The organism is Methylocaldum sp. 14B (genome assembly GCF_002005105.1).
Lineage (GTDB): Bacteria > Pseudomonadota > Gammaproteobacteria > Methylococcales > Methylococcaceae > Methylocaldum.
The window spans coordinates 52472-72759 of the sequence record NZ_MSCV01000034.1 but is presented as its reverse complement, the minus strand read 5'-3'; the positions used below and the strand labels follow the sequence as shown (position 1 = coordinate 72759).

Genomic DNA, 20288 nt, shown 5'->3' with positions numbered 1-20288 from the left:
GAAGTCGCGGGTTCTGCGCGTTACCGCGCGGGCGACTTGTCAAGTCGGCAGGGTATATAGGTCAGTAGCTCAATTGGCAGAGCAGCGGTCTCCAAAACCGCAGGTTGGGGGTTCGAGTCCCTCCTGGCCTGCCATCTCTGCTGCAAAGTAATCGCTTTTAATTTTGGTTAGGGTGTTCATGGCTGCTCGAGCAGAGTCAGGTTCTTCGGTCATCGACACGGCGAAGCTCGTGCTCGCAATCGGTTTGTTGATTGCTGGAGTAGTCGGTTTTTACTACTTCTCTCAGCAGTCTTTATTGTACCGAGTGCTCGGTGTCGTCGGCTTGTCGATAGCCTCGGTTGCAATGATTTTAACGACCTCGCTCGGAAAGAGCTTTTGGGGTTTTCTGAAAGAGGCGAGGGTTGAGGTTAGAAAGGTGGTGTGGCCGACGCGCCAAGAAACGGTGCAGGCAACATTAATCGTTATGGCCTTGGTTTTCCTTGTCGGCTTAATGCTGTGGCTGCTAGATATGTTCCTGTTCTGGGTAATTAGCCAGCTGACCGGGCAGGGGGCATAGCATGGCATTGCGTTGGTACGTAGTGCATGCGTACTCCAATTTCGAGAATCAAGTAAAGCGTTCTCTGGAAGAGCGAATTAAGCGGTCGGGCTTGGAACGCTTCTTTGGGAAGATTCTTGTCCCTACAGAAGAGGTTGTTGAGATGCGTATGGGGCAGCAAAGGAAAAGCGAGCGCAAGTTTTTTCCGGGATACGTTCTGGTTCAGATGGAGCTAAACGACGAGACCTGGCATCTCGTTAAAGAGGTTCCGCGCGTTCTTGGTTTTATCGGCGGAACATCGGATCGGCCGGCGCCGATCTCGGATCGGGAGGCCGAGGCCATCTTGAGTCGGGTCGAAGAAGGCGCAACGAAACCAAAGCCAAAGGTGCTTTTCGAGGTTGGTGAGGTTGTCCGAGTAGTTGAGGGTCCTTTTAAGGACTTCAATGGCGTGGTGGAAGAAGTCAATTACGAGAAAAACAAACTCCGTGTGTCGGTTTTGATTTTCGGGCGTTCAACTCCGGTTGAGCTCGATTTCGGTCAGGTCGAAAAAGCATAATCCTACTGTTGTTCATAATTTCCCGCGGCGAGCGTAGGCAGTATGTTGCGGGCATGGGGAGCTTTAAAGCGTTATCACCCATCAGGAGTAAATAATGGCAAAGAAAATAACCGCATATATTAAGCTTCAGGTCAAGGCCGGTGAAGCAAATCCCAGTCCTCCCGTCGGGCCGGCGCTCGGCCAGCGCGGTGTAAATATCATGGAGTTTTGCAAGGCATTCAATGCTCACACGCAAGGTGTCGAAAAGGGATTGCCTCTGCCCGTTGTTATCACGGTATATAGCGATCGTAGCTTTACATTCATCACGAAAACGCCTCCGGCCTCGGTTTTGCTGAAAAAAGCGATCGGTTTGGCTAAGGGTAGCAGCAACCCGAATACAAACAAAGTGGGAACCGTTACTCGCGAGCAGTTGGCGGAAATCGCCACCTTGAAATCGCCTGACCTGACTGCGGCCGATATGGATGCAGCGATCCGTACTATAGCGGGCAGTGCGCGTAGCATGGGTCTGAATGTGGAGGGTGTGTAATGGCGAGGTTGAGTAAGCGTGCTAAAGCGATCAAAGAAAAGCTCCAGCCTGGAAAAATATACGCTGCCGACGAGGCCTTCGCTGTCTTGAAAGAGCTTTCGACAGTCAAGTTTGTCGAGGCGGTCGATGTAAGCGTAAATCTCGGTGTTGACCCGAGAAAGTCGGATCAGGCGGTTCGTGGTGCGACCGTGCTGCCCCATGGTACCGGAAAATCCGTTCGTGTCGCCGTGTTTGCGCAAGGCGCTAACGCCGACGCGGCGAGAGAGGCTGGTGCGGATATCGTCGGTATGGACGACCTCGCCGCTCAAGTCAAGGCAGGTGAACTCAATTTCGATGTTGTCATTGCTTCGCCTGACGCAATGCGCGTGGTGGGGCAGTTAGGTCAGATTCTCGGTCCGCGCGGCCTGATGCCCAACCCCAAAGTCGGCACGGTAACTCCGGATGTGGCAGGGGCGGTCAAGAACGCCAAGGCGGGACAAGTTCGTTATCGAACCGACAAGAAAGGCATTATTCATTGCACCATCGGCAAAGTGAACTTTGAGGCGGTGGCGCTGAAGGAGAATCTCGAGGCGCTGCTATCCGACCTTAAGAAGGCGAAGCCCTCCACATCGAAGGGCGTCTATCTGAAGAAAATTACCGTGTCATCCACCATGGGGCCTGGATTGCAGGTCGATCATGGTAGTCTGGCGGCATAAGTAAGACAGACTTTGGGTTGCCGGCACCGCCGGTAACCGTCAAAGACCGCAGGCGCGCCTGGTGCGCTTAATCGATAAAGCCTGCGCAGACGGTGTACTGAATCCGTGATCGGTGAAAGGAGCCGTTTTTAGGGGCATCCTGATTCTGGATGTTTTTTGGCTCTGAATGGTTCCCAACTGTTCAGACTACTATTGGAGGTAAAAGGTGGCGCTAAGACTGGATGACAAGAAAGCCGTCGTCGCAGAAGTCGCTGCTATTGCCGCTCAAGCGCACTCTGCAGTAGCTGCAGAGTATCGCGGGTTAACCGTTTCTGAACTGACCAACCTTCGTAAGGTTGCGCGCGAATCGGGTGTGTATCTGAGGGTTATCAAAAACACCCTCGCCCGTCGGGCCGTGGAAGGCACCGAGTTTGCGTGCATGCAAGAAGGGTTGGTCGGGCCGTTGATCTTGGCATTTTCGATTGAAGATCCAGGTTCCGCGGCTCGCGTGGTCTACGACTTTTCGAAGCAGCATGAAAAACTGGCAGTGAAGTTGGTTGCTGTGGGTGGAAAGCTGTATGGCGCCTCGGAGATCGAACGGCTATCCAAGCTACCGAACAAAGAACAAGCTTTGGCCATGTTGATGGGCGTAATGAAAGCGCCGATCGAGAAGTTCGTCAGAACCCTGGCGGAGCCTCATGCCAAGCTGGTTCGGACGGTGGCAGCGGTGCGCGATCAAAAGCAGGCAGCGTAAGCAAGGTTAGCAGATTTATTTTGGAGTATTTCGATGGCTGTATCTAAAGAAGATATTTTAGAAACCATTGCCAACATGACGGTGATGGAAGTAGTGGATTTGATTTCCGCCATGGAAGAGAAATTCGGCGTTTCCGCCGCGGCTGCGGTAGCTGTAGCGGCACCGGCAGCATCGGCTGCACCGGCGGCTGAAGAAAAGACCGAGTTCGATGTTGTTATGACCGGCTTCGGCGATAACAAAGTGAACGTCATCAAAGTGATTCGCGCGATCACCGGTTTGGGTCTGAAGGAGGCTAAGGATCTGGTCGAAGGTGTTCCTTCGACGGTCAAGGAAGGCGTGAGCAAGCAAGAGGCCGAAGATATCAAGAAACAATTGGTCGAAGCCGGCGCTGCGGTTGAAATTAAATAATTGTTGCTCCGTCTGACCTAAGTCGACCTTTATAAGGCTGGCAGCTGATGGCTGCCGGCCTTTCGGCGCTTGCGACGATCTTTCGTAAACGTGTATGGCTCGTCCTAGCGGAGAGCAGTTGAGGCGTACAGTGCAATCGAGTCCCCGGCCGAATTACTTCTACTGTCCTATGTCTAATTCTAATCCGCAAGTGGTCATCCGAGTCTTCTAATTTCCTTTTAGACATCGTGGTAATTTCGTTTGAACATTTAAGGTAAGGAACCACTATGGCCTATTCTTTCACCGAAAAAAAACGCATTCGTAACAGCTTTGGCAAGCGTCGTGACGTACTTGAAGTCCCTTATCTTTTAGCAACCCAAGTCGATTCATACAAGAGATTTCTGCAGGCTGACGTTCCTCCCAGCAAGCGTGTCGATGAGGGCCTGCATGCCGCGTTAAGATCAGTTTTTCCGATCGAGAGCCATACTGGGCATGCCATTCTCGAATACGTAAATTACTCCTTGGGCGAGCCCACGTTCGATGTCAAAGAATGTCAGCAGCGGGGCGCGAATTACGCGGCCCCCTTGCGTGTGCTGGTGCGTTTGGTGATCTATGACCGTGAGGCGCCTGCCAGTGCCAAGGTCGTGAAGGATATCAAAGAGCAGGAAATTTACATGGGCGAAATCCCGCTCATGACGGACACGGGGACTTTCGTTGTCAATGGAACGGAGCGCGTGATTGTCTCGCAGCTGCATCGTTCGCCCGGCGTGTTCTTCGATCATGATCGCGGAAAGACCCACTCATCCGGGAAGCTTCTGTTCAATGCGCGGATCATTCCCTATCGGGGATCCTGGCTGGACTTCGAGTTCGATCACAAGGACTGTGTCTACGTACGAATAGACCGTCGGCGAAAGCTGCCCGCCACAGTTCTTTTGCGGGCCCTAGGTTACGATAACGAGCAGATCATAAAACTGTTTTTCGAGACCAATCGCTTCTCGTTTATCAAAGAAGGCATTCTGCTTGATTTGATTCCCGAACGTTTGCGTGGCGACATCGCCAGTTTCGACATCAAGGCCGATGGTCAGATGATCGTAGAAAAGGGGCATCGGATCACGGCTCGGCACATCCGGCAGATGGATAAAGCGGGGCTGAAGCAATTGGACGTGCCGCGGGATTACCTCTATGGCAAAATTCTCGCTCATAATGTGATCGTCCCGAGCACAGGAGAGTTGGTGGCCAAGGTGAACGACGAGATCACGGAGGACCTATTGAGCCGCATCATTGCGGCCGGCATCGAGGCCATCGACACGCTTTACATCAACGACCTCGACCGCGGCCCGTACATGGCGAACGCCATGCGGATCGACACGACCGAGACTCAGCTCGATGCGCTGGTGGAAATCTACCGCATGATGCGGCCCGGTGAGCCGCCAGCCAAAGAAGCCGCGCAGACGCTGTTCGACAATCTTTTCTTCTCCCCGGACCGCTATGATCTGTCGGCGGTCGGTCGGATGAAGTTCAATCGCCGCCTCGGGCGTTCGGAGATTACCGGACCGGGCGTACTGACGAAAGAAGACATAATTGATGTCCTCAGGGAACTCATCAATATTCGTAACGGCATAGGCACGGTCGACGATATCGACCATCTGGGCAACCGCCGTGTACGGTCCGTTGGCGAAATGGTGGAGAATCAGTTCCGGCTGGGTCTGGTCCGCGTCGAGCGCGCCGTCAAGGAGCGCCTGTCCCTGGCGGATGCCGAGAACCTGATGCCGCAGGAAATCATCAATGCCAAACCGGTCGCGGCATCGATCAAGGAGTTCTTCGGCTCGAGCCAGTTATCTCAGTTCATGGACCAGAACAATCCGTTGTCCGAGGTGACCCACAAGCGCCGTGTTTCGGCCTTGGGACCGGGCGGCCTCGCTAGGGAGCGTGCGGGTTTCGAGGTGCGAGACGTCCATACGACCCACTACGGGCGCGTTTGTCCCATCGAAACGCCGGAAGGACCCAATATCGGTCTGATCAATTCATTGGCGGTTTATGCGCGTACCAATGAATACGGATTTCTCGAAACGCCATACCGTAAGGTGATCGACGGCATCGTCACCGACGAAATCGAATATCTTTCCGCGATTGAAGAGGGCAAGTATTTCATTGCTCAGGCCAGCGCCAAGGTGGATGAAAATGGTCGACTGATCGATGACCTGGTTTCTTGCCGGCACAAAGACGAGTTTACCCTTGCATCGGCCGATCAAATCAATTACATGGACGTGTCGTCACGCCAGATCGTGTCGGTCGCGGCATCGCTGATCCCGTTCCTGGAGCATGACGACGCCAACCGGGCATTGATGGGATCCAACATGCAGCGCCAGGCCGTACCGACACTGCGGACCGAGAAGCCCTTGGTCGGCACGGGCATGGAGCGCATCGTAGCCAGAGATTCCGGGGTAACGGTTATCGCCAAGCGTGGCGGGACGGTGGAGTTCGTGGACGCCGGACGTATCGTCGTGCGTGTGAACGACGACGAAACCGAAGCAGGCGTACCGGGCGTCGATATCTACAACCTGACCAAGTACACGCGGTCGAACCAGAACACCTGTATCAATCAAAAGCCCCTAGTAAAACTGGGTGACAGCGTCGCGAAGGGCGACATCCTCGCAGACGGACCGTCCACCGACATGGGTGAACTAGCCTTGGGTCAGAACCTTCTGGTGGCGTTCATGCCCTGGAATGGATGCAATTTCGAGGACTCTATCCTGATTTCCGAACGAGTGGTGCAGGACGACCGCTTCACGACCATCCATATCGAGGAAAAAACTTGCGTCGCTCGCGATACTAAACTCGGACCGGAAGAAATCACTGCCGATATTCCGAATGTCGGCGAAGCCGCGCTGGCCAAGCTGGATGAGTCCGGGATCGTTTATATCGGGGCCGAGGTAAAGGCGGGCGATATTCTGGTGGGGAAGGTCACGCCCAAAGGCGAAACCCAGCTGACCCCTGAAGAAAAACTGCTCCGGGCCATATTCGGCGAGAAGGCGTCGGATGTGAAAGACACATCTCTGCGCGTGCCCTCCGGCATGGACGGCACTGTCATTGACGTCCAAGTGTTCACTCGTGACGGCGTCAAAAAGGACGATCGGGCGAAGCAGATCGAGCAGGCGGAAATCGACCGGGTCAAGAAGGACCTGAACGACCAGTTGCGGATCATCGAAAAGGACTTTTACCAGCGTGTGGAGCAGATGCTGCTGGGCAAGCTGGCCGAATCGGGCCCGAACAGGCTGCGCTCCGGAGAGGTAATCACCCGCGAGTACCTGGAGGGACTCAAACAGTCCCAGTGGCTGGAGATTCGCCTACAAGACGAAGACTTGAACGTTCAACTCGAAGCCATCGCCGAGCAGATCGCTCAGCAGCGCGAGGAAATGAACAAGCGGCTGGAGGAAAAAAAGAAAAAGATCGCCATGGGCGATGATTTGCCGCCCGGGGTCTTGAAGATGGTCAAGGTCTATCTGGCCGTCAAGCGTCGCATCCAGCCGGGTGACAAGATGGCGGGACGCCACGGTAACAAGGGTGTTATTTCTCAGATCGTCCCCGTCGAGGATATGCCTTATCTTGCGGACGGAACTCCAGTTGACATCGTGCTCAACCCGCTAGGCGTGCCTTCGCGTATGAATGTCGGTCAGGTATTGGAAACCCATCTTGGCTGGGCTGCCAAAGGGTTGGGGCTCAAGATCGGCAAGATGCTGGAAGCCAAGGCCAAGATCGAGGAAACGCGCCAGTTCTTGAAGGAAGTCTATAACTGCAGTGGCAAGAACGAAGATTTAGACCTGTTGTCCGATAACGAGATTCTCGAACTCGCCTCCAACCTCAGGGGAGGGGTGCCCATGGCTACGCCGGTTTTCGACGGTGCCACCGAGGACGATATCAAGACCATGTTGCGCTTGGCGGATCTACCGGAAAGCGGCCAAACGCGGCTAACGGACGGACGTACCGGCGAAATCTTCGATCGGGCCGTCACCGTCGGCTATATGTATATGCTCAAGCTTAACCATCTGGTCGACGATAAGATGCATGCCCGCTCCACCGGACCGTACAGTCTGGTTACGCAGCAACCTTTGGGTGGCAAGGCCCAGTTCGGCGGTCAGCGCTTCGGGGAGATGGAAGTCTGGGCGCTGGAAGCTTATGGCGCAGCCTATACCCTTCAGGAAATGCTCACGGTCAAATCGGACGACGTCACCGGGCGTACCAAGATCTACAAGAACATAGTCGATGGTGACCATCGCATGGAGGCGGCCATGCCCGAGTCGTTCAACGTGTTGATCAAAGAGATTCGATCCCTCGGCATCAACATCGAGTTGGAACAGGACTAATACGCTAGACGCATGATCCGGACCGTCTAAAGGTCCGGATCGGCAGAACCGAATTTAGGAGAACGTCTGTGAAAGATCTCATTAACTTCTTAAAGCGTCAAAACCAGGCGGAAGAATTCGATAGCATCCGCATCAGTCTTGCTTCGCCCGATATGATTCGGTCCTGGTCTTACGGAGAAGTGAAGAAGCCCGAAACGATCAACTACCGTACTTTTAAGCCGGAACGCGACGGTTTGTTCTGCGCAAAAATTTTCGGCCCGGTCAGCGACTACGAATGTCTTTGCGGCAAATACAAACGCCTGAAGCATCGCGGCGTCATTTGCGAAAAATGCGGCGTCGAAGTGACTCTGTCCAAAGTCCGTCGGGAGCGCATGGGCCATATCGAACTGGCCAGCCCTGTCGCGCATATCTGGTTTCTCAAATCGCTGCCGTCTCGAATCGCGTTGCTGCTCGACATGACCCTGCGCGAAATCGAGCGGGTGCTCTATTTCGAATCGTATGTCGTTATCGATCATGGCATGACCCCGCTCACGCGCGGCCAGCTCTTGACCGAAGAGGAATATCAGCAGGCGGTACAGACGCACGGCGATGAATTCGTCGCGAAAATGGGTGCCGAAGCGATCTATGAGATGCTGAAGACCATGGATCTCAACGCGGAAGTAGCCACGCTGCGGGAAGAGATCGATTCGACCAATTCCGAAACGAAGATCAAGAAACACACCAAGCGCCTCAAGGCGATCGAATCGCTGATTTCGTCCAACAATCGTCCCGAGTGGATGATTCTGACCGTTTTGCCGGTATTGCCGCCGGAATTGCGTCCTCTGGTTCCGCTCGATGGCGGCCGTTTCGCCACCTCGGACTTGAACGACCTATACCGCCGCGTGATCAATCGCAACAATCGCCTGAAGCGGCTGTTGGATCTCAATGCGCCGGACATCATCGTGCGCAATGAAAAACGCATGCTGCAGGAAGCTGTCGACGCCTTGCTCGATAACGGCCGTCGCGGACGCGCCATAACCGGCTCGAACAAGCGGCCGCTCAAATCGCTAGCCGATATGATCAAAGGCAAGCAGGGGCGATTCCGCCAGAACCTGCTCGGAAAGCGCGTGGACTATTCCGGCCGTTCGGTGATCGTTGTCGGTCCTACCTTGAAGTTGCACCAGTGCGGCTTGCCGAAGAAGATGGCTCTCGAATTGTTCAAGCCGTTCATCTTCAGCAAACTTCAGTTCCGCGGGCTTGCGACCACGATCAAGGCCGCCAAGAAAATGGTGGAAAAAGAAAGCGCGGAAGTTTGGGATATTCTCGACGAGGTGATCCGCGAGCATCCGGTCTTGCTGAACCGTGCGCCTACGCTGCACAGGCTCGGCATCCAGGCGTTCGAACCGATCCTGATCGAGGGTAAGGCGATCCAGTTGCACCCCTTGGTCTGCACGGCCTTCAATGCCGACTTCGACGGCGACCAGATGGCGGTTCACGTTCCGCTTTCTCTGGAGGCGCAGTTGGAAGCTCGCACGCTGATGATGGCGACGAACAACATTCTGTCGCCGGCCAACGGCGAGCCGATCATCAATCCTACCCAGGACGTGGTGTTAGGGCTCTATTACATGAGCCGCGAAAGAATCGATGCCAAGGGAACCGGCATGTTTTTCGCGGACGTGGCCGAAGTTCATCGGGCGTTTCAAACCAAGTCGGTCGATCTCCATGCCCGCGTGCATGTTCGGATCCATGAAACCATTGTCGGGGAGAACGGCGAAAGAACGACCGCGTTTAAGCGGGTTGAAACCATTGTGGGGCGCGCGCTGATTTGGACCATCGTGCCGGAGGGAATCCCGTTCGAGATGATCAACCAGGATATGACCAAGAAGGCGATCTCCAGACTGATCAACTACTGCTATCGCACTTTGGGCATCAAAGCCACGGTTGTCTTTGCCGATCAGTTGATGTATCTGGGCTTTTCTCACGCGACCCGCGCCGGCATGTCTTTCGGTGTCGACGACATGGCTATCCCGACTCGGAAGGAAGAAATTATCCGGGCCGCAGAACTGGAAGTTAAGGAGATCCAGAATCAGTATGCTTCGGGTTTGGTGACCGACGGCGAGCGCTACAACAAAGTCGTCGATATCTGGTCGCATGCGAACGACCAAGTCGCTAAGGTCATGATGGAAGGACTGGGTACGGAAAAAGTCGAGATGCCCGATGGACAAACCGCCGAGCAGAAGTCCTTCAACTCGATCTTTATGATGGCCGATTCCGGTGCCCGTGGTTCCGCGGCGCAGATTCGCCAGTTGTCCGGTATGCGCGGCCTTATGGCGAAACCGGACGGGTCGATCATCGAAACGCCCATTACCGCCAACTTCCGGGAAGGATTGGACGTTCTTCAATACTTCATCTCGACTCACGGCGCTCGTAAAGGTCTCGCCGATACCGCGCTCAAGACCGCGAACTCGGGTTATCTCACGCGCCGGCTTGTGGATGTGGCCCAGGATTTGGTCATCACCGAAGACGATTGCGGCACCAATGACGGTTTGCTCATGGCGCCCTTGATCGAGGGCGGCGATGTGGTCGAGCCTCTGGCTGAGCGGGTGCTCGGACGGGCATTGGCCGAGGACGTCAGAGATCCGTCCACTCAGGAGTTGATCCTGACCGCCGGCTCGATCCTGGATGAACACGCCGTGAATGTGCTGGAAGCCCATAGCGTCGACAACGTGCGCGTACGGTCGGTCATCAGCTGCAGAACCCGCTACGGCGTTTGCGCTACGTGTTACGGACGCGATCTGGGGCGTGGCCACAAGGTCAATAGCGGCGAGGCGATTGGGGTTATCGCGGCTCAGTCGATCGGCGAGCCCGGCACCCAGCTGACCATGCGCACCTTCCACATCGGCGGTGCGGCATCCCGGTCGGCAGCCATTAGCAACGTGGAAGTGAAATCCGCGGGTACGATTAAGCTGACTAATCTGAAGACGGTCGTCAACAAGGACGGCAACCTGGTCGCCGTCTCGCGGTCGGGTGAAGTCAGCGTGATCGACGAACACGGCCGTGAGCGTGAGCGCTACAAGATCCCTTACGGTGCCGTTTTGTCGGTACGCGAGGGCAGTCCGGTCAGGGCCGGTCAGGTCGTGGTGAACTGGGATCCGCATACCCACCCGGTTGTTACCGAAGTTAAGGGTTACGCCAAGCTGGTCGATTTCATTGAGGGCGTCACGGTTCGCGAGCAATCGGACGAAGTGACGGGCTTGAGCTCCATGGTGGTCATCGATCCCAAGCAGAGAGGTGGCGCGGGCAAGGATTTGCGGCCGATGGTCAAGCTGGTCGATGAGCAAGGGAACGACATTCGGATTCCCTCTACGGAAATCGCGGCCCAATATTTTCTGCCGGCCGGTGCCATCATCGGTATTCACGACGGCGATTTGGTGCAGGTCGGTGACGTCTTGGCGAGGATTCCTCAAGAGTCCAGTAAGACTCGCGACATTACCGGTGGTCTACCTCGAGTTGCCGATCTTTTCGAAGCCCGTAAGACGAAAGATCCGGCAATTTTGGCGGAGGCTACCGGCACCGTCAGCTTCGGCAAGGAGACGAAAGGCAAGCGTCGCATCATTATTACCGATGCCCACGGCCACCAGCATGAAGTGCTCATCCCGAAATGGCGTCACATCACGGTGTTCGAGGGCGAGCATGTGGAGCAAGGAGAAACGATAGCCGAGGGCGATCTGACGCCTCACGACATCCTCCGGCTTCGTGGGGTGGCCGAATTGGCATCTTATTTGGTGAAGGAAATCCAGGACGTCTACCGGCTGCAAGGCGTGAAGATCAACGATAAGCACATCGAGGTTATCATTCGCCAGATGCTGAGAAAGGTTGAAATTACGGACCCCGGCGACACCATTTTCCTCAAGGGTGAGCAAGCCGATCGTGCGCGGGTGCTGGAGGAGAACGATAAGGCCGAGGCCGAAGGCAAGATTCCGGCGTGCTACGAGCCGGTTCTCTTGGGTATTACAAAAGCCTCGTTGTCTACCGAGTCGTTTATTTCCGCCGCCTCTTTCCAAGAGACTACTCGTGTGCTGACGGAAGCCGCGATTCGCGGTTTGAGCGACAAGCTCCTCGGGCTGAAGGAAAACGTTATCGTTGGTCGCTTGATTCCCGCCGGAACGGGATTGGCCTACCATCTCGATCGCAAACGCCGGGCGAAGCTCGCGGAGGGCGAGGAAGTCGAAGCGGCAGCAACGATCGATGCGGGTGACGTAGAAGAAGCCTTGAAACAAGCGCTGAGCATGTAGGACGGCATCCAAACGGCGGGCCGATCTCTCAAAATCGGCTTGCCGTTTTTTGTCGAGCGATTGTCAAACAGTGATTTATCGGTAATATAATTCGTTTAACTTTGGGGTCCTCGTTGTCCCCGACATGCTGCCCGGTTCAATCCGGGTTTTTGCTGTCTATGCGGGGGAGCAATTCATCGCGGCGCCTGTTTCGCTAGTTTGATAAGTCCGTAGATTCTTGGAGCACATTGAATGAAAACAAATAATTTGTGGGGCCTGATGGCTGCAGGTTTGGCTGGTGCGTTAATCGTTCCGGGCGTCAATGCGGCCGGAGATCCCGAAGCGGGAAAAACGAAGTTTTATACTTGCGAAGGGTGTCACGGGGTGGCTGGGTACACGAATGCCTATCCCACCTATCATGTGCCGCGCGTCGGGGGGCAGCACGCCGATTATGTCGTTTCAGCGCTTAAGGCTTACCGCTCCGGACAGCGTAAGCACGGAAGCATGCTTGGAAACGCGGCAAACATGAGCGATCGAGATATAGAGGACATCGCCGCTTATATATCGCGGTTCCGTGCAATAAACGTCAAATTGCCCGTTACTGGCAATCCGGCAGTCGGGCAAGGGAAAGCGGAAAGCTGTGGGGGATGCCATGGAGAAGACGGCAATACGACCGATCCGAACTTTCCGCGTCTTGCCGGACAGCATGAGAGCTATCTCATTAAATCTTTGCACGATTACAAATCCGGGGCCCGGAAAAATCCGATCATGAATGGCATCGCCGAGGGGCTGTCAGAGGAAGATATGAAGGATATCTCCGCTTATTACGCGAGCCAGAAAAAAGGTTTGACGATAGTCGAAGATTAGTCTTGATCCAACTCCCCGGTTTGGATCGATTCTAAATTAGTTTTGCTTTCTTGTACTTGCCGGAGAAGTCAGCTTCGGCAAGTCGTTCCCCGCGTGGTGAATGTGAAGAGTATCTGCGGTCGTGCCATTCTACGCCGTTGGCAGCTATCCGACGCCACCAGCCTCACGTCCTTAATCGTGTTCCGCCGCTCGTCGATTCCCGTTAGCGTAGACGAGTGCTCCAAATCTATAGCTTCGTGATGCGATTCGGCACCTTGATCTTCTTGTTGACACTCTCAATCGCGATTTTGGCTGCCGAGGCGCAGTCGGCCGTCCGCGAAAAAGCCGTCATGGGCTGGCTGGAATCCGTGTTTCTCAAGCCATGGAACATCCGCATAACGGCGAAGCTGGATACCGGCGCCAAAACGTCGTCTTTGCATGCCGACAACATCGAGCACTTTACGAAAAATAGTGAGGAATGGGTACGTTTCACGCTGACCGGAACCGACGACGATAAATCCATCACGGTTGAGCGTCCTCTAGTCCGGACTGTTTATATCAAGGAGCGTAAGACACGCGCGACCAAGCGTGACGTCGTGAAGCTGGTGCTGTGCAAGAATGGCAGAAATTACGAAACCGAGTTCACTCTTGTCGATCGGAGCAATTTCAATTACCCGGTGCTTTTAGGCCGAAGTTTTCTCAAAGACGTAGCGCTGGTCGACTCGGGGGACACCTTTTTGTATAAAGCGGATAGCGACCCTTGTGTGTCTAGCGAGTCTGACCAAAACAAAAGCAAATAGACGCACGGTTCGACTGTCACCCTTAACGTAGGATAAATTCTTGCGGAACCTGCACGTTAAGATACTGGCATTGGTTTTGGTGGCCATCGGTGTTTCGCTGTGCTGGTACAAGGTAACCCGGCTCGGTTTGCCTTTGCTGCCTACAGAGCAGGCGGAAGTGTGGACCGTCGAGGCGCGCATCGAATTCAAGGCGAAGCGGGATACGCCGGTAAAGGTGCATTTCTCCATTCCCCGCGCCCCTGTTGGTTACACGGTCGTCGACGAGAACTTCGTATCCAGCAATTATGGCCTGACGACCGAGGATGACGGGACACAGCGCTTCGCTGAATGGGCAGTGCGGCGGGTAAAAGGCTATCAGGTGCTTTATTACCGCATTAATCTGGCCCGCGATCCGATGGCGGCCTTGCCTTCCGCAATCTATTCGGTACCCAGTGTACAGGCGTCCGAGTTTCCGGAGTTGATGCGTTCGGCCGCATGGGCCTTGCTGGACGAGGTGCGCAGCAAATCCGCCGATGCCGCTACGTTTGCCCGTGAGCTGTTGTTGCGCCTTAATGCGCCGACTCCCGATCCTAACGTCGTTTTGCTCAGGCAGGACATCCAGGGTTCCGAAGACTGGGTTCGCCGAGTCATAAATTTGCTGGCTGCCGCGGATGTTCCGGCGCGAATGACGCATGTCCTGATTCTCAGGGACGGTATCAGTCACGGTGCCTTGACGCCTTGGCTGGAAATCTTCGACGGCGTCGGTTGGCTGCCGTTCGGTCCGGAAACGGGTGAAACCGGATTTCCCAAAGAAGCCATCGTGTGGCATTTGGGAGATTCTCCGGTGCTCGAGATAACCGGCGGCAAGCATGCCAAAGTCGAATATTCGGTGAGAAAACATACTCAGGACATGACCCTAGTAGCCGAGCAGCGAGCGCGGCAGATGGGTTCGCGCATCATGGAGTTTTCTCTGTTCAGCCTTCCGGTACAAACTCAAAACGTCTATCGCGTGCTGCTCTTGGTGCCGGTAGGCGCGTTTTTTATCGTGTTCTTGCGCAATGTCATCGGCATCAAAACGTTCGGTACCTTTATGCCGGTTTTGATCGCGTTGGCTTTTCGAGAGACCGAACTCTTATGGGGCGTGATGCTTTTTTGCGTACTCGTGGCGTCGGGACTCCTCATCCGCTTCTATCTGGAATATCTAAAGCTTCTATTGGTTCCCCGTTTGGCGTCGGTGCTGATCATCGTTATCTTGCTGATGGCGACGGTCAGCTTATTTAGCCACAAATTGGGTATAGATCGTGGTCTTTCGATAGCCCTGTTCCCGATGGTGATTTTAGCGATGACCATAGAACGAATGTCTCTGGTTTGGGAAGAGTCGGGTCCTGCCGAAGCCCTGAAACAAGGACTGGGAAGTCTGCTGGTTGCTTCGCTTGCCTATCTCATTATGAGCAGTAAAACCCTCGGACATCTCGTGTTTGTGTTCCCGGAAATCCTCTTGGTGGTACTCGCTATGACCTTGTTGCTCGGACGCTATACCGGTTATCGCCTGACCGAGCTATGGCGTTTCAGAGCGGCGCTGAGACGATAGGCATATGGGATTTTGGAGCATTCGATTTCCTTGGGAGCGCCTGCGCGGCCAGGGAATTATGGGAATGAACGAACGCAATGCTGATTTCATTCTCCCGTATAATCCCCGCCGCTATTTTCCCTTGGTCGATGACAAGTCCAAAACCAAAGCGCTTGCTTTGAGCGCTGGCATTGCCGTGCCGAAACTGTACGGAATCGTCGAGATCGAACATCAAATCGAGAAGTTAAGGGAGATGGTCGAGCCGTATGAGGATTTCGTCATCAAGCCGGCGCACGGCAGCGGCGGCGAGGGAATCCTGATCATCGTCGGCCGCCAAAACGGACGCCATCGAAAAGCCAGTGGCGCTTTGGCCAATGATGATGAAGTGGGGCATCACATTTCCAATATCTTGAGCGGTATGTACAGTCTGGGCGGGTTGCCCGATTCGGCGTTGATCGAATATCGGGTCAAATTCGACCCGATATTCGATCAGATCAGCTATCAGGGCGTGCCGGACATCCGAACAATTGTGTTCCGAGGGGTGCCGGTGTTGGCCATGATGCGGCTGCCGACGCGATTATCCGACGGCAAGGCGAATCTCCATCAGGGTGCCATTGGGGTCGGGATAGATTTGGCGAGTGGGCGAACGTTTTCCGGTGTCTGGCGCGAAACGCCCATTGATCAGCATCCGGATACGGGAGGCAAGCTAGCCGGATTGGAAATTCCGTATTGGAGTGAAATTCTTGCGCTGACGGCGCGCTGTCACGATTTGGTCAAGTTGGGGTTTATCGGTGTCGATATTGTTTTGGATAAGAATTTTGGTCCATTGATGCTCGAAATTAACGCTAGACCGGGCTTGAGCATTCAGCTCGCCAATAAAATTGGCATTCTGCCTCGTTTGCGCCAAGTCGAACGTATGGTTGAAATACCGCTTTCTGTAGAGGACCGAGTCGAGCTGGCACAAAACCTGGCCACTTCAAATCCATAGTTTTTCGGCCTCGAGTTGATTGGGGCACACTTTTGTAGGTTGATGAGATCTAAATACGGCGTTCGGACCCATGGCGGATTGAAATATTACGGTAACAATTCTTTGTTAAAAATGTCCTGCTGTGAGGCGATTTCCGGAATCTAGCCGTGGTTGATATTCAGTTTACGATGGGGGATCTAGTGAAAAATAAATTCTTGGGGTTCGCAGCGGTCATCTCGATGGCGCTGTTCGGCGCTAAGGCACACGCCGAAGCAGCCCGCGATTACATCAGTATTGTGGGTTCTTCGACTGTTTATCCGTTTGCGACGGTAGTCGCGGAACAATTCGGGAGAGGCGGCAAATTCAAGACTCCAAAAATCGAGTCGACCGGAACCGGCGGCGGCATTAAGCTTTTCTGCAGCGGTGTTGGCGTTCAATACCCCGATATCGCCAATGCGTCACGTCCGATGAAAAAGGCCGAGTTGGCCGCCTGTCAGAAAGCCGGCGTAAAAGAAATTACCGAGGTGAAAATCGGTTATGACGGGATTGTGTTGGCCCACGCCAAGTCAGCGGAGGCGATGGAGTTGACGCGCCGCGAAGTGTTTCTGGCGCTCGCCAAGAAAGTGCCCGATCCATCCTGCCAAGAATGCGACAAACTGGTAGATAATCCGTACAAGACTTGGAACCAAATCAATCCGGCTTTGCCGAATGTCAAGATCGAAGTGCTGGGGCCGCCGCCGACTTCCGGTACACGAGACGCCTTTGCCGAGTTGGCGCTGGAAGGCGGCTGTCAGACCTTCAAATGGATTAAGGCTTGGAAAGAAAAGGACGAAGCACAGTATAAAGGAATTTGCCAAACGGTCAGGGAGGACGGCGCGTACATCGAGGCGGGCGAAAACGACAATTTGATCGTTCAAAAGCTGAATGCCAACCCCAAAGCTTTAGGTATATTCGGTTTCAGTTTCTTGGACCAAAATGGCGACAAAATTTCAGCCATTCCCATGGATGGAATCGCACCGGATTACGACACTATCTCGGCCCAACAATATCCTGTTTCCCGGCCGATGTTCTTTTATGTTAAAAAGGCCCACGTCGGCGTGATTCCGGGAATCGAAGCTTATGTCGCGGAGTTTACGAGCGAGAAAGCCATGGGGGAGGAAGGCTATCTGACGGATAAAGGTCTGATTCCTTTGCCTAATAGCGAGCGCAAGGAGGTTGCACAGAATGCAAAGAGTTTGAAGAACTACTCGATGTGACGAAAGTCATTCGAGAAGCGATATTTCAGCGACCGGGTTGCAATCCCGGTCGCTTGTTTTTCGAGGGCTTGCCTTAGAATGCAGAAATCCACACTTCTGTTCCTGCTTGTATTGCTAAGTGCGGCCGCCTACCACATCGGTCGCCGGCGGTCTCTACAAGTGGCCGGTGGAACGGTCAGGAGTCTTCACTCGTTACCGAGTTATTACGGCTATTATGCTGCGCTTTGGTGTGGAATTCCGGCGTTATTGGTCTTGTTTTTATGGACCGCCTTTGAAAATTCGATCGTAATCCAACTGGTTGTTTCGGCACTCCCGGAAGAATTGAGCTCGGCCCCACCGGATCGGATCGGCTTATTGGTCAACGATATTCGGAATGTTGCAAGCGGCGCCGTTGCAGGGGAGATCGAGCCAGCCGTCGAGGCTGCGGCAAATCACTATCTTAGGCTCAAGGATACGAGTAATCGTTTACTGAGCGTATTGGCCACTTTCGTGGCTATCACCGGAGCCGCCTACGCTCGCCAACGAATCAGCAAAGAACATCGAGCCCGGAACCACGTGGAAAAATCGATAACGGTTTTTCTGATCGTTTGCTCGACCCTTGCCGTTTTTACGACGATCGGCATCGTTTTATCGGTTCTTTTCGAATCGATCCGCTTTTTTAAAGAAGTACCCATTACCGAATTTTTGTTCGGCTTGGATTGGAGCCCGCAGATGGCTATCCGGGAGGATCAAGTCGGTTCTTCCGGGGCTTTCGGCGCCGTGCCTCTGTTCGTAGGCACTCTGTTGATCTCCTTGATTGCAATGCTGGTGGCGGTTCCGATCGGTTTGCTGTCGGCCATTTATCTATCGGAATACGCTAGTTCCAGGTTCCGTGCCACGGCCAAGCCGCTTCTGGAAATTCTTGCCGGTATACCTACCGTTGTTTATGGCTTCTTCGCGGCGCTGGTGGTTGCCCCGTTCGTTCGCGATTTGGGTGCGCGGATCGGTCTGGACGTATCGTCTGAAAGCGCGCTGGCTGCGGGGTTGGTCATGGGCATCATGATTATTCCGTTCGTGTCGTCGCTTTCCGATGACTTCATCAACGCCGTGCCTCAATCGCTTCGCGACGGCGCTTATGCATTAGGTGCGACCCAATCCGAGACGATTAGGCAGGTGATCATACCGGCGGCGCTTCCAGGCATAGTGGGTGGTGTTCTGTTGGCGGTGTCACGCGCCATTGGCGAAACCATGATCGTGGTTATGGCGGCAGGGCTCACGGCCAATCTCACGGCTAATCCTCTGGCGGCTGTCACCACCGTCACGACCCAAATCGTAACCCTGCTGGTTGGCGATCAGGAATTCGACAGTCCAAAAACCTTGGCGGCTTTCGCTCTCGGACTGGTGCTCTTTTTGGCAACCTTGGCGCTGAACATCATCGCTCTGCATATCGTGCGCAAGTATCGGGAACAGTATGAATGAGATCTGTGAGATTTCGGGGGGCTCTTCTTCCGACCGGACTATCGATGTCGTCCATGCTAGCCTGGTAAAACGGCGACAGGCGGAGAAACGTTTCCGACTTTATGGGCTCTTGTCCATTGTTGCCGGTTTGTGTTTCTTGGTCCTTCTATTCGGAAGCATCATCGCCAGGGGGTATACGGCCTTTCAGCAAACGTCGATAGCGCTGGACGTCTATTTCGATCCCCAACTCATCGATCCAGACGGTAGACGCGACCCGTCCGCTCTCATGGAAGCGGATTATGACCGGCTTTTGAAAAACGCTCTGAGCTCGATGTTCCTCGACGTGAAGGAGCGCCAGGCAAAGAGAGCGCTTTATAGCCTCTTGAGTGCAGGCGCTTCCTACGATCTCCGCGACCTTGTTTTGGCCAACCCGGAGCTCATCGGCAAGACTCAGAAGGTGTGGATTTCCGCCGACGACGATACCGACATGCTTGTGAAAGGGCAGTTGGGACGGACCGGAGCGGAGGGCGAGCGACGCATCAAAGATAATCAAATCGCCTGGATTGATAAGCTCGAGGCTGATGGCCGTATCAAGAAATCGTTCAACACGGCCTTCTTTACGTCGGGCGACTCGCGGGAGCCGGAGTTGGCGGGGATATGGGGCGCCGTGATGGGGTCTTTGTTTACGCTCTTGGTAACCCTCAGTCTCTCGCTACCGATCGGCATGGCCGCGGCGATTTATTTGGAAGAGTTCGCGCCGCGGAATCGTTGGACCGATCTCATCGAGGTCAATATCAATAATCTGGCGGCGGTTCCATCGATCGTATTCGGTTTGCTCGGGCTTGCGGTATTCATCAACTTCTTCGGGCTGCCGCGATCGTCGCCGTTGGTCGGCGGCTTGGTGCTGACCTTGATGACCCTGCCCGTTATCATCATTGCCGGACGGTCCGCTTTGAAGGCCGTTCCGCCGTCGGTGCGGGAAGCTGCGCTGGGCGTGGGTGCTTCCCCGATGCAGATGGTGTTCCATCACGTTCTTCCATTGGCTGTTCCCGGGATGATGACGGGGGCTATTATCGGCATGGCGCGTGCGCTGGGTGAAAGCGCTCCGCTCCTCATGATCGGTATGGTGGCGTTCATTGTCGACGTCCCCCAAAGCATCATGGAGCCTTCGACGGTTCTTCCGGTGCAAATCTATCTTTGGGCCGATAGTCCGGAGCGTGCCTTTGTCGAGCGTACATCGGCGGCCATCATGGTTTTGCTGGTGTTTTTGATTTTTATGAACGGCTTGGCGGTTTATATCCGCAAGCGCTTTGAGCGACGCTGGTAATCACTAAGAACGCGCTTTCACCAAACGGTCGGAAAGATAATAGGTCGAGGTATGAAT

The 20288-nt window shown here is 54.5% G+C and carries 15 protein-coding genes and 1 tRNA gene; all 16 read left to right on the top strand.

The genetic code is table 11. The features are described 5' to 3' along the window. Positions 1-58 precede the first annotated feature (58 nt). The 16 genes from B2A78_RS20710 to pstA all read left to right on the top strand — a co-directional run bounded on the left by B2A78_RS20710 (position 59) and on the right by pstA (position 20231). Positions 59-134 (top strand) — tRNA-Trp (locus tag B2A78_RS20710). Positions 135-178: 44 nt separating this feature from the next. After that, positions 179-556 carry a preprotein translocase subunit SecE gene (gene secE / locus B2A78_RS20705; RefSeq protein ID WP_077731951.1) on the top strand — a complete coding sequence of 126 codons (378 nt, stop codon included), beginning with the start codon at positions 179-181 and terminating at the stop codon, positions 554-556. Between the two features lies 1 nt (position 557). After that, positions 558-1091, top strand: a complete 534-nt coding sequence (nusG, locus tag B2A78_RS20700) for a transcription termination/antitermination protein NusG (protein WP_077731950.1) — start codon at positions 558-560, stop codon at positions 1089-1091. A gap of 94 nt (positions 1092-1185) precedes the next feature. Further along, positions 1186-1617: a 50S ribosomal protein L11 gene (gene rplK / locus B2A78_RS20695; RefSeq protein ID WP_077731949.1), complete on the top strand. Its 432-nt coding sequence runs from the start codon at positions 1186-1188 to the stop codon at positions 1615-1617. Next, positions 1617-2312 carry a 50S ribosomal protein L1 gene (rplA, locus tag B2A78_RS20690; RefSeq protein WP_077731948.1) on the top strand — a complete coding sequence of 232 codons (696 nt, stop codon included), beginning with the start codon at positions 1617-1619 and terminating at the stop codon, positions 2310-2312. The genes rplK and rplA overlap by 1 nt, the downstream gene beginning before the upstream one ends. Before the next feature lie 205 nt (positions 2313-2517). Beyond that, on the top strand, positions 2518-3045 hold the full coding sequence (rplJ, locus tag B2A78_RS20685) for a 50S ribosomal protein L10 (RefSeq protein WP_077731947.1): 528 nt from the start codon (positions 2518-2520) through the stop codon (positions 3043-3045). Between the two features lie 33 nt (positions 3046-3078). Continuing rightward, a complete protein-coding gene (gene rplL, locus B2A78_RS20680) occupies positions 3079-3453 on the top strand; it encodes a 50S ribosomal protein L7/L12 (protein ID WP_077731946.1) in 375 nt (124 codons plus the stop codon). Positions 3454-3719: 266 nt separating this feature from the next. Further along, positions 3720-7796 carry a DNA-directed RNA polymerase subunit beta gene (gene rpoB / locus B2A78_RS20675; protein WP_077731945.1) on the top strand — a complete coding sequence of 1359 codons (4077 nt, stop codon included), beginning with the start codon at positions 3720-3722 and terminating at the stop codon, positions 7794-7796. Positions 7797-7864: 68 nt separating this feature from the next. Further along, positions 7865-12070 carry a DNA-directed RNA polymerase subunit beta' gene (rpoC, locus tag B2A78_RS20670; RefSeq protein ID WP_205780853.1) on the top strand — a complete coding sequence of 1402 codons (4206 nt, stop codon included), beginning with the start codon at positions 7865-7867 and terminating at the stop codon, positions 12068-12070. 231 nt (positions 12071-12301) lie between these two features. Next, complete coding sequence (locus B2A78_RS20665) at positions 12302-12916, top strand: cytochrome c (protein ID WP_077731944.1); 615 nt, start codon at positions 12302-12304, stop codon at positions 12914-12916. 287 nt (positions 12917-13203) lie between these two features. Beyond that, entirely contained in the window at positions 13204-13695 is a 492-nt protein-coding gene (locus tag B2A78_RS20660) for an ATP-dependent zinc protease (RefSeq protein WP_240502618.1), read from the top strand. A 40-nt stretch (positions 13696-13735) separates the two neighbouring features. After that, positions 13736-15265, top strand: coding sequence for an inactive transglutaminase family protein (locus tag B2A78_RS20655; protein ID WP_077731942.1), 1530 nt, complete (start codon positions 13736-13738; stop codon positions 15263-15265). Between the two features lie 4 nt (positions 15266-15269). Further along, on the top strand, positions 15270-16232 hold the full coding sequence (locus B2A78_RS20650; protein WP_077731941.1) for an alpha-L-glutamate ligase-like protein: 963 nt from the start codon (positions 15270-15272) through the stop codon (positions 16230-16232). Between the two features lie 146 nt (positions 16233-16378). Further along, positions 16379-17467, top strand: coding sequence for a PstS family phosphate ABC transporter substrate-binding protein (locus B2A78_RS20645; protein WP_240502616.1), 1089 nt, complete (start codon positions 16379-16381; stop codon positions 17465-17467). Positions 17468-17545: 78 nt separating this feature from the next. Continuing rightward, positions 17546-18925 carry a phosphate ABC transporter permease subunit PstC gene (gene pstC, locus B2A78_RS20640; RefSeq protein WP_077731939.1) on the top strand — a complete coding sequence of 460 codons (1380 nt, stop codon included), beginning with the start codon at positions 17546-17548 and terminating at the stop codon, positions 18923-18925. Next, positions 18918-20231 (top strand): phosphate ABC transporter permease PstA, encoded by a 1314-nt coding sequence (gene pstA / locus B2A78_RS20635; protein ID WP_077731938.1) that lies wholly within the window; start codon positions 18918-18920, stop codon positions 20229-20231. The genes pstC and pstA overlap by 8 nt, the downstream gene beginning before the upstream one ends. The last annotated feature ends 57 nt before the right edge of the window (positions 20232-20288 follow it).

Bases quoted from the DNA above. Each gene is read 5' to 3' on its own strand.
- secE (WP_077731951.1), top strand. From the start codon at position 179: ATGGCTGCTCGAGCAGAGTCAGGTTCTTCGGTCATCGACACGGCGAAG.
- nusG (WP_077731950.1), top strand. From the start codon at position 558: ATGGCATTGCGTTGGTACGTAGTGCATGCGTACTCCAATTTCGAGAAT.
- rplK (WP_077731949.1), top strand. From the start codon at position 1,186: ATGGCAAAGAAAATAACCGCATATATTAAGCTTCAGGTCAAGGCCGGT.
- rplA (WP_077731948.1), top strand. From the start codon at position 1,617: ATGGCGAGGTTGAGTAAGCGTGCTAAAGCGATCAAAGAAAAGCTCCAG.
- rplL (WP_077731946.1), top strand. From the start codon at position 3,079: ATGGCTGTATCTAAAGAAGATATTTTAGAAACCATTGCCAACATGACG.
- rpoB (WP_077731945.1), top strand. From the start codon at position 3,720: ATGGCCTATTCTTTCACCGAAAAAAAACGCATTCGTAACAGCTTTGGC.
- B2A78_RS20665 (WP_077731944.1), top strand. From the start codon at position 12,302: ATGAAAACAAATAATTTGTGGGGCCTGATGGCTGCAGGTTTGGCTGGT.
- B2A78_RS20650 (WP_077731941.1), top strand. From the start codon at position 15,270: ATGGGATTTTGGAGCATTCGATTTCCTTGGGAGCGCCTGCGCGGCCAG.
- pstC (WP_077731939.1), top strand. From the start codon at position 17,546: ATGCAGAAATCCACACTTCTGTTCCTGCTTGTATTGCTAAGTGCGGCC.
- pstA (WP_077731938.1), top strand. From the start codon at position 18,918: ATGAATGAGATCTGTGAGATTTCGGGGGGCTCTTCTTCCGACCGGACT.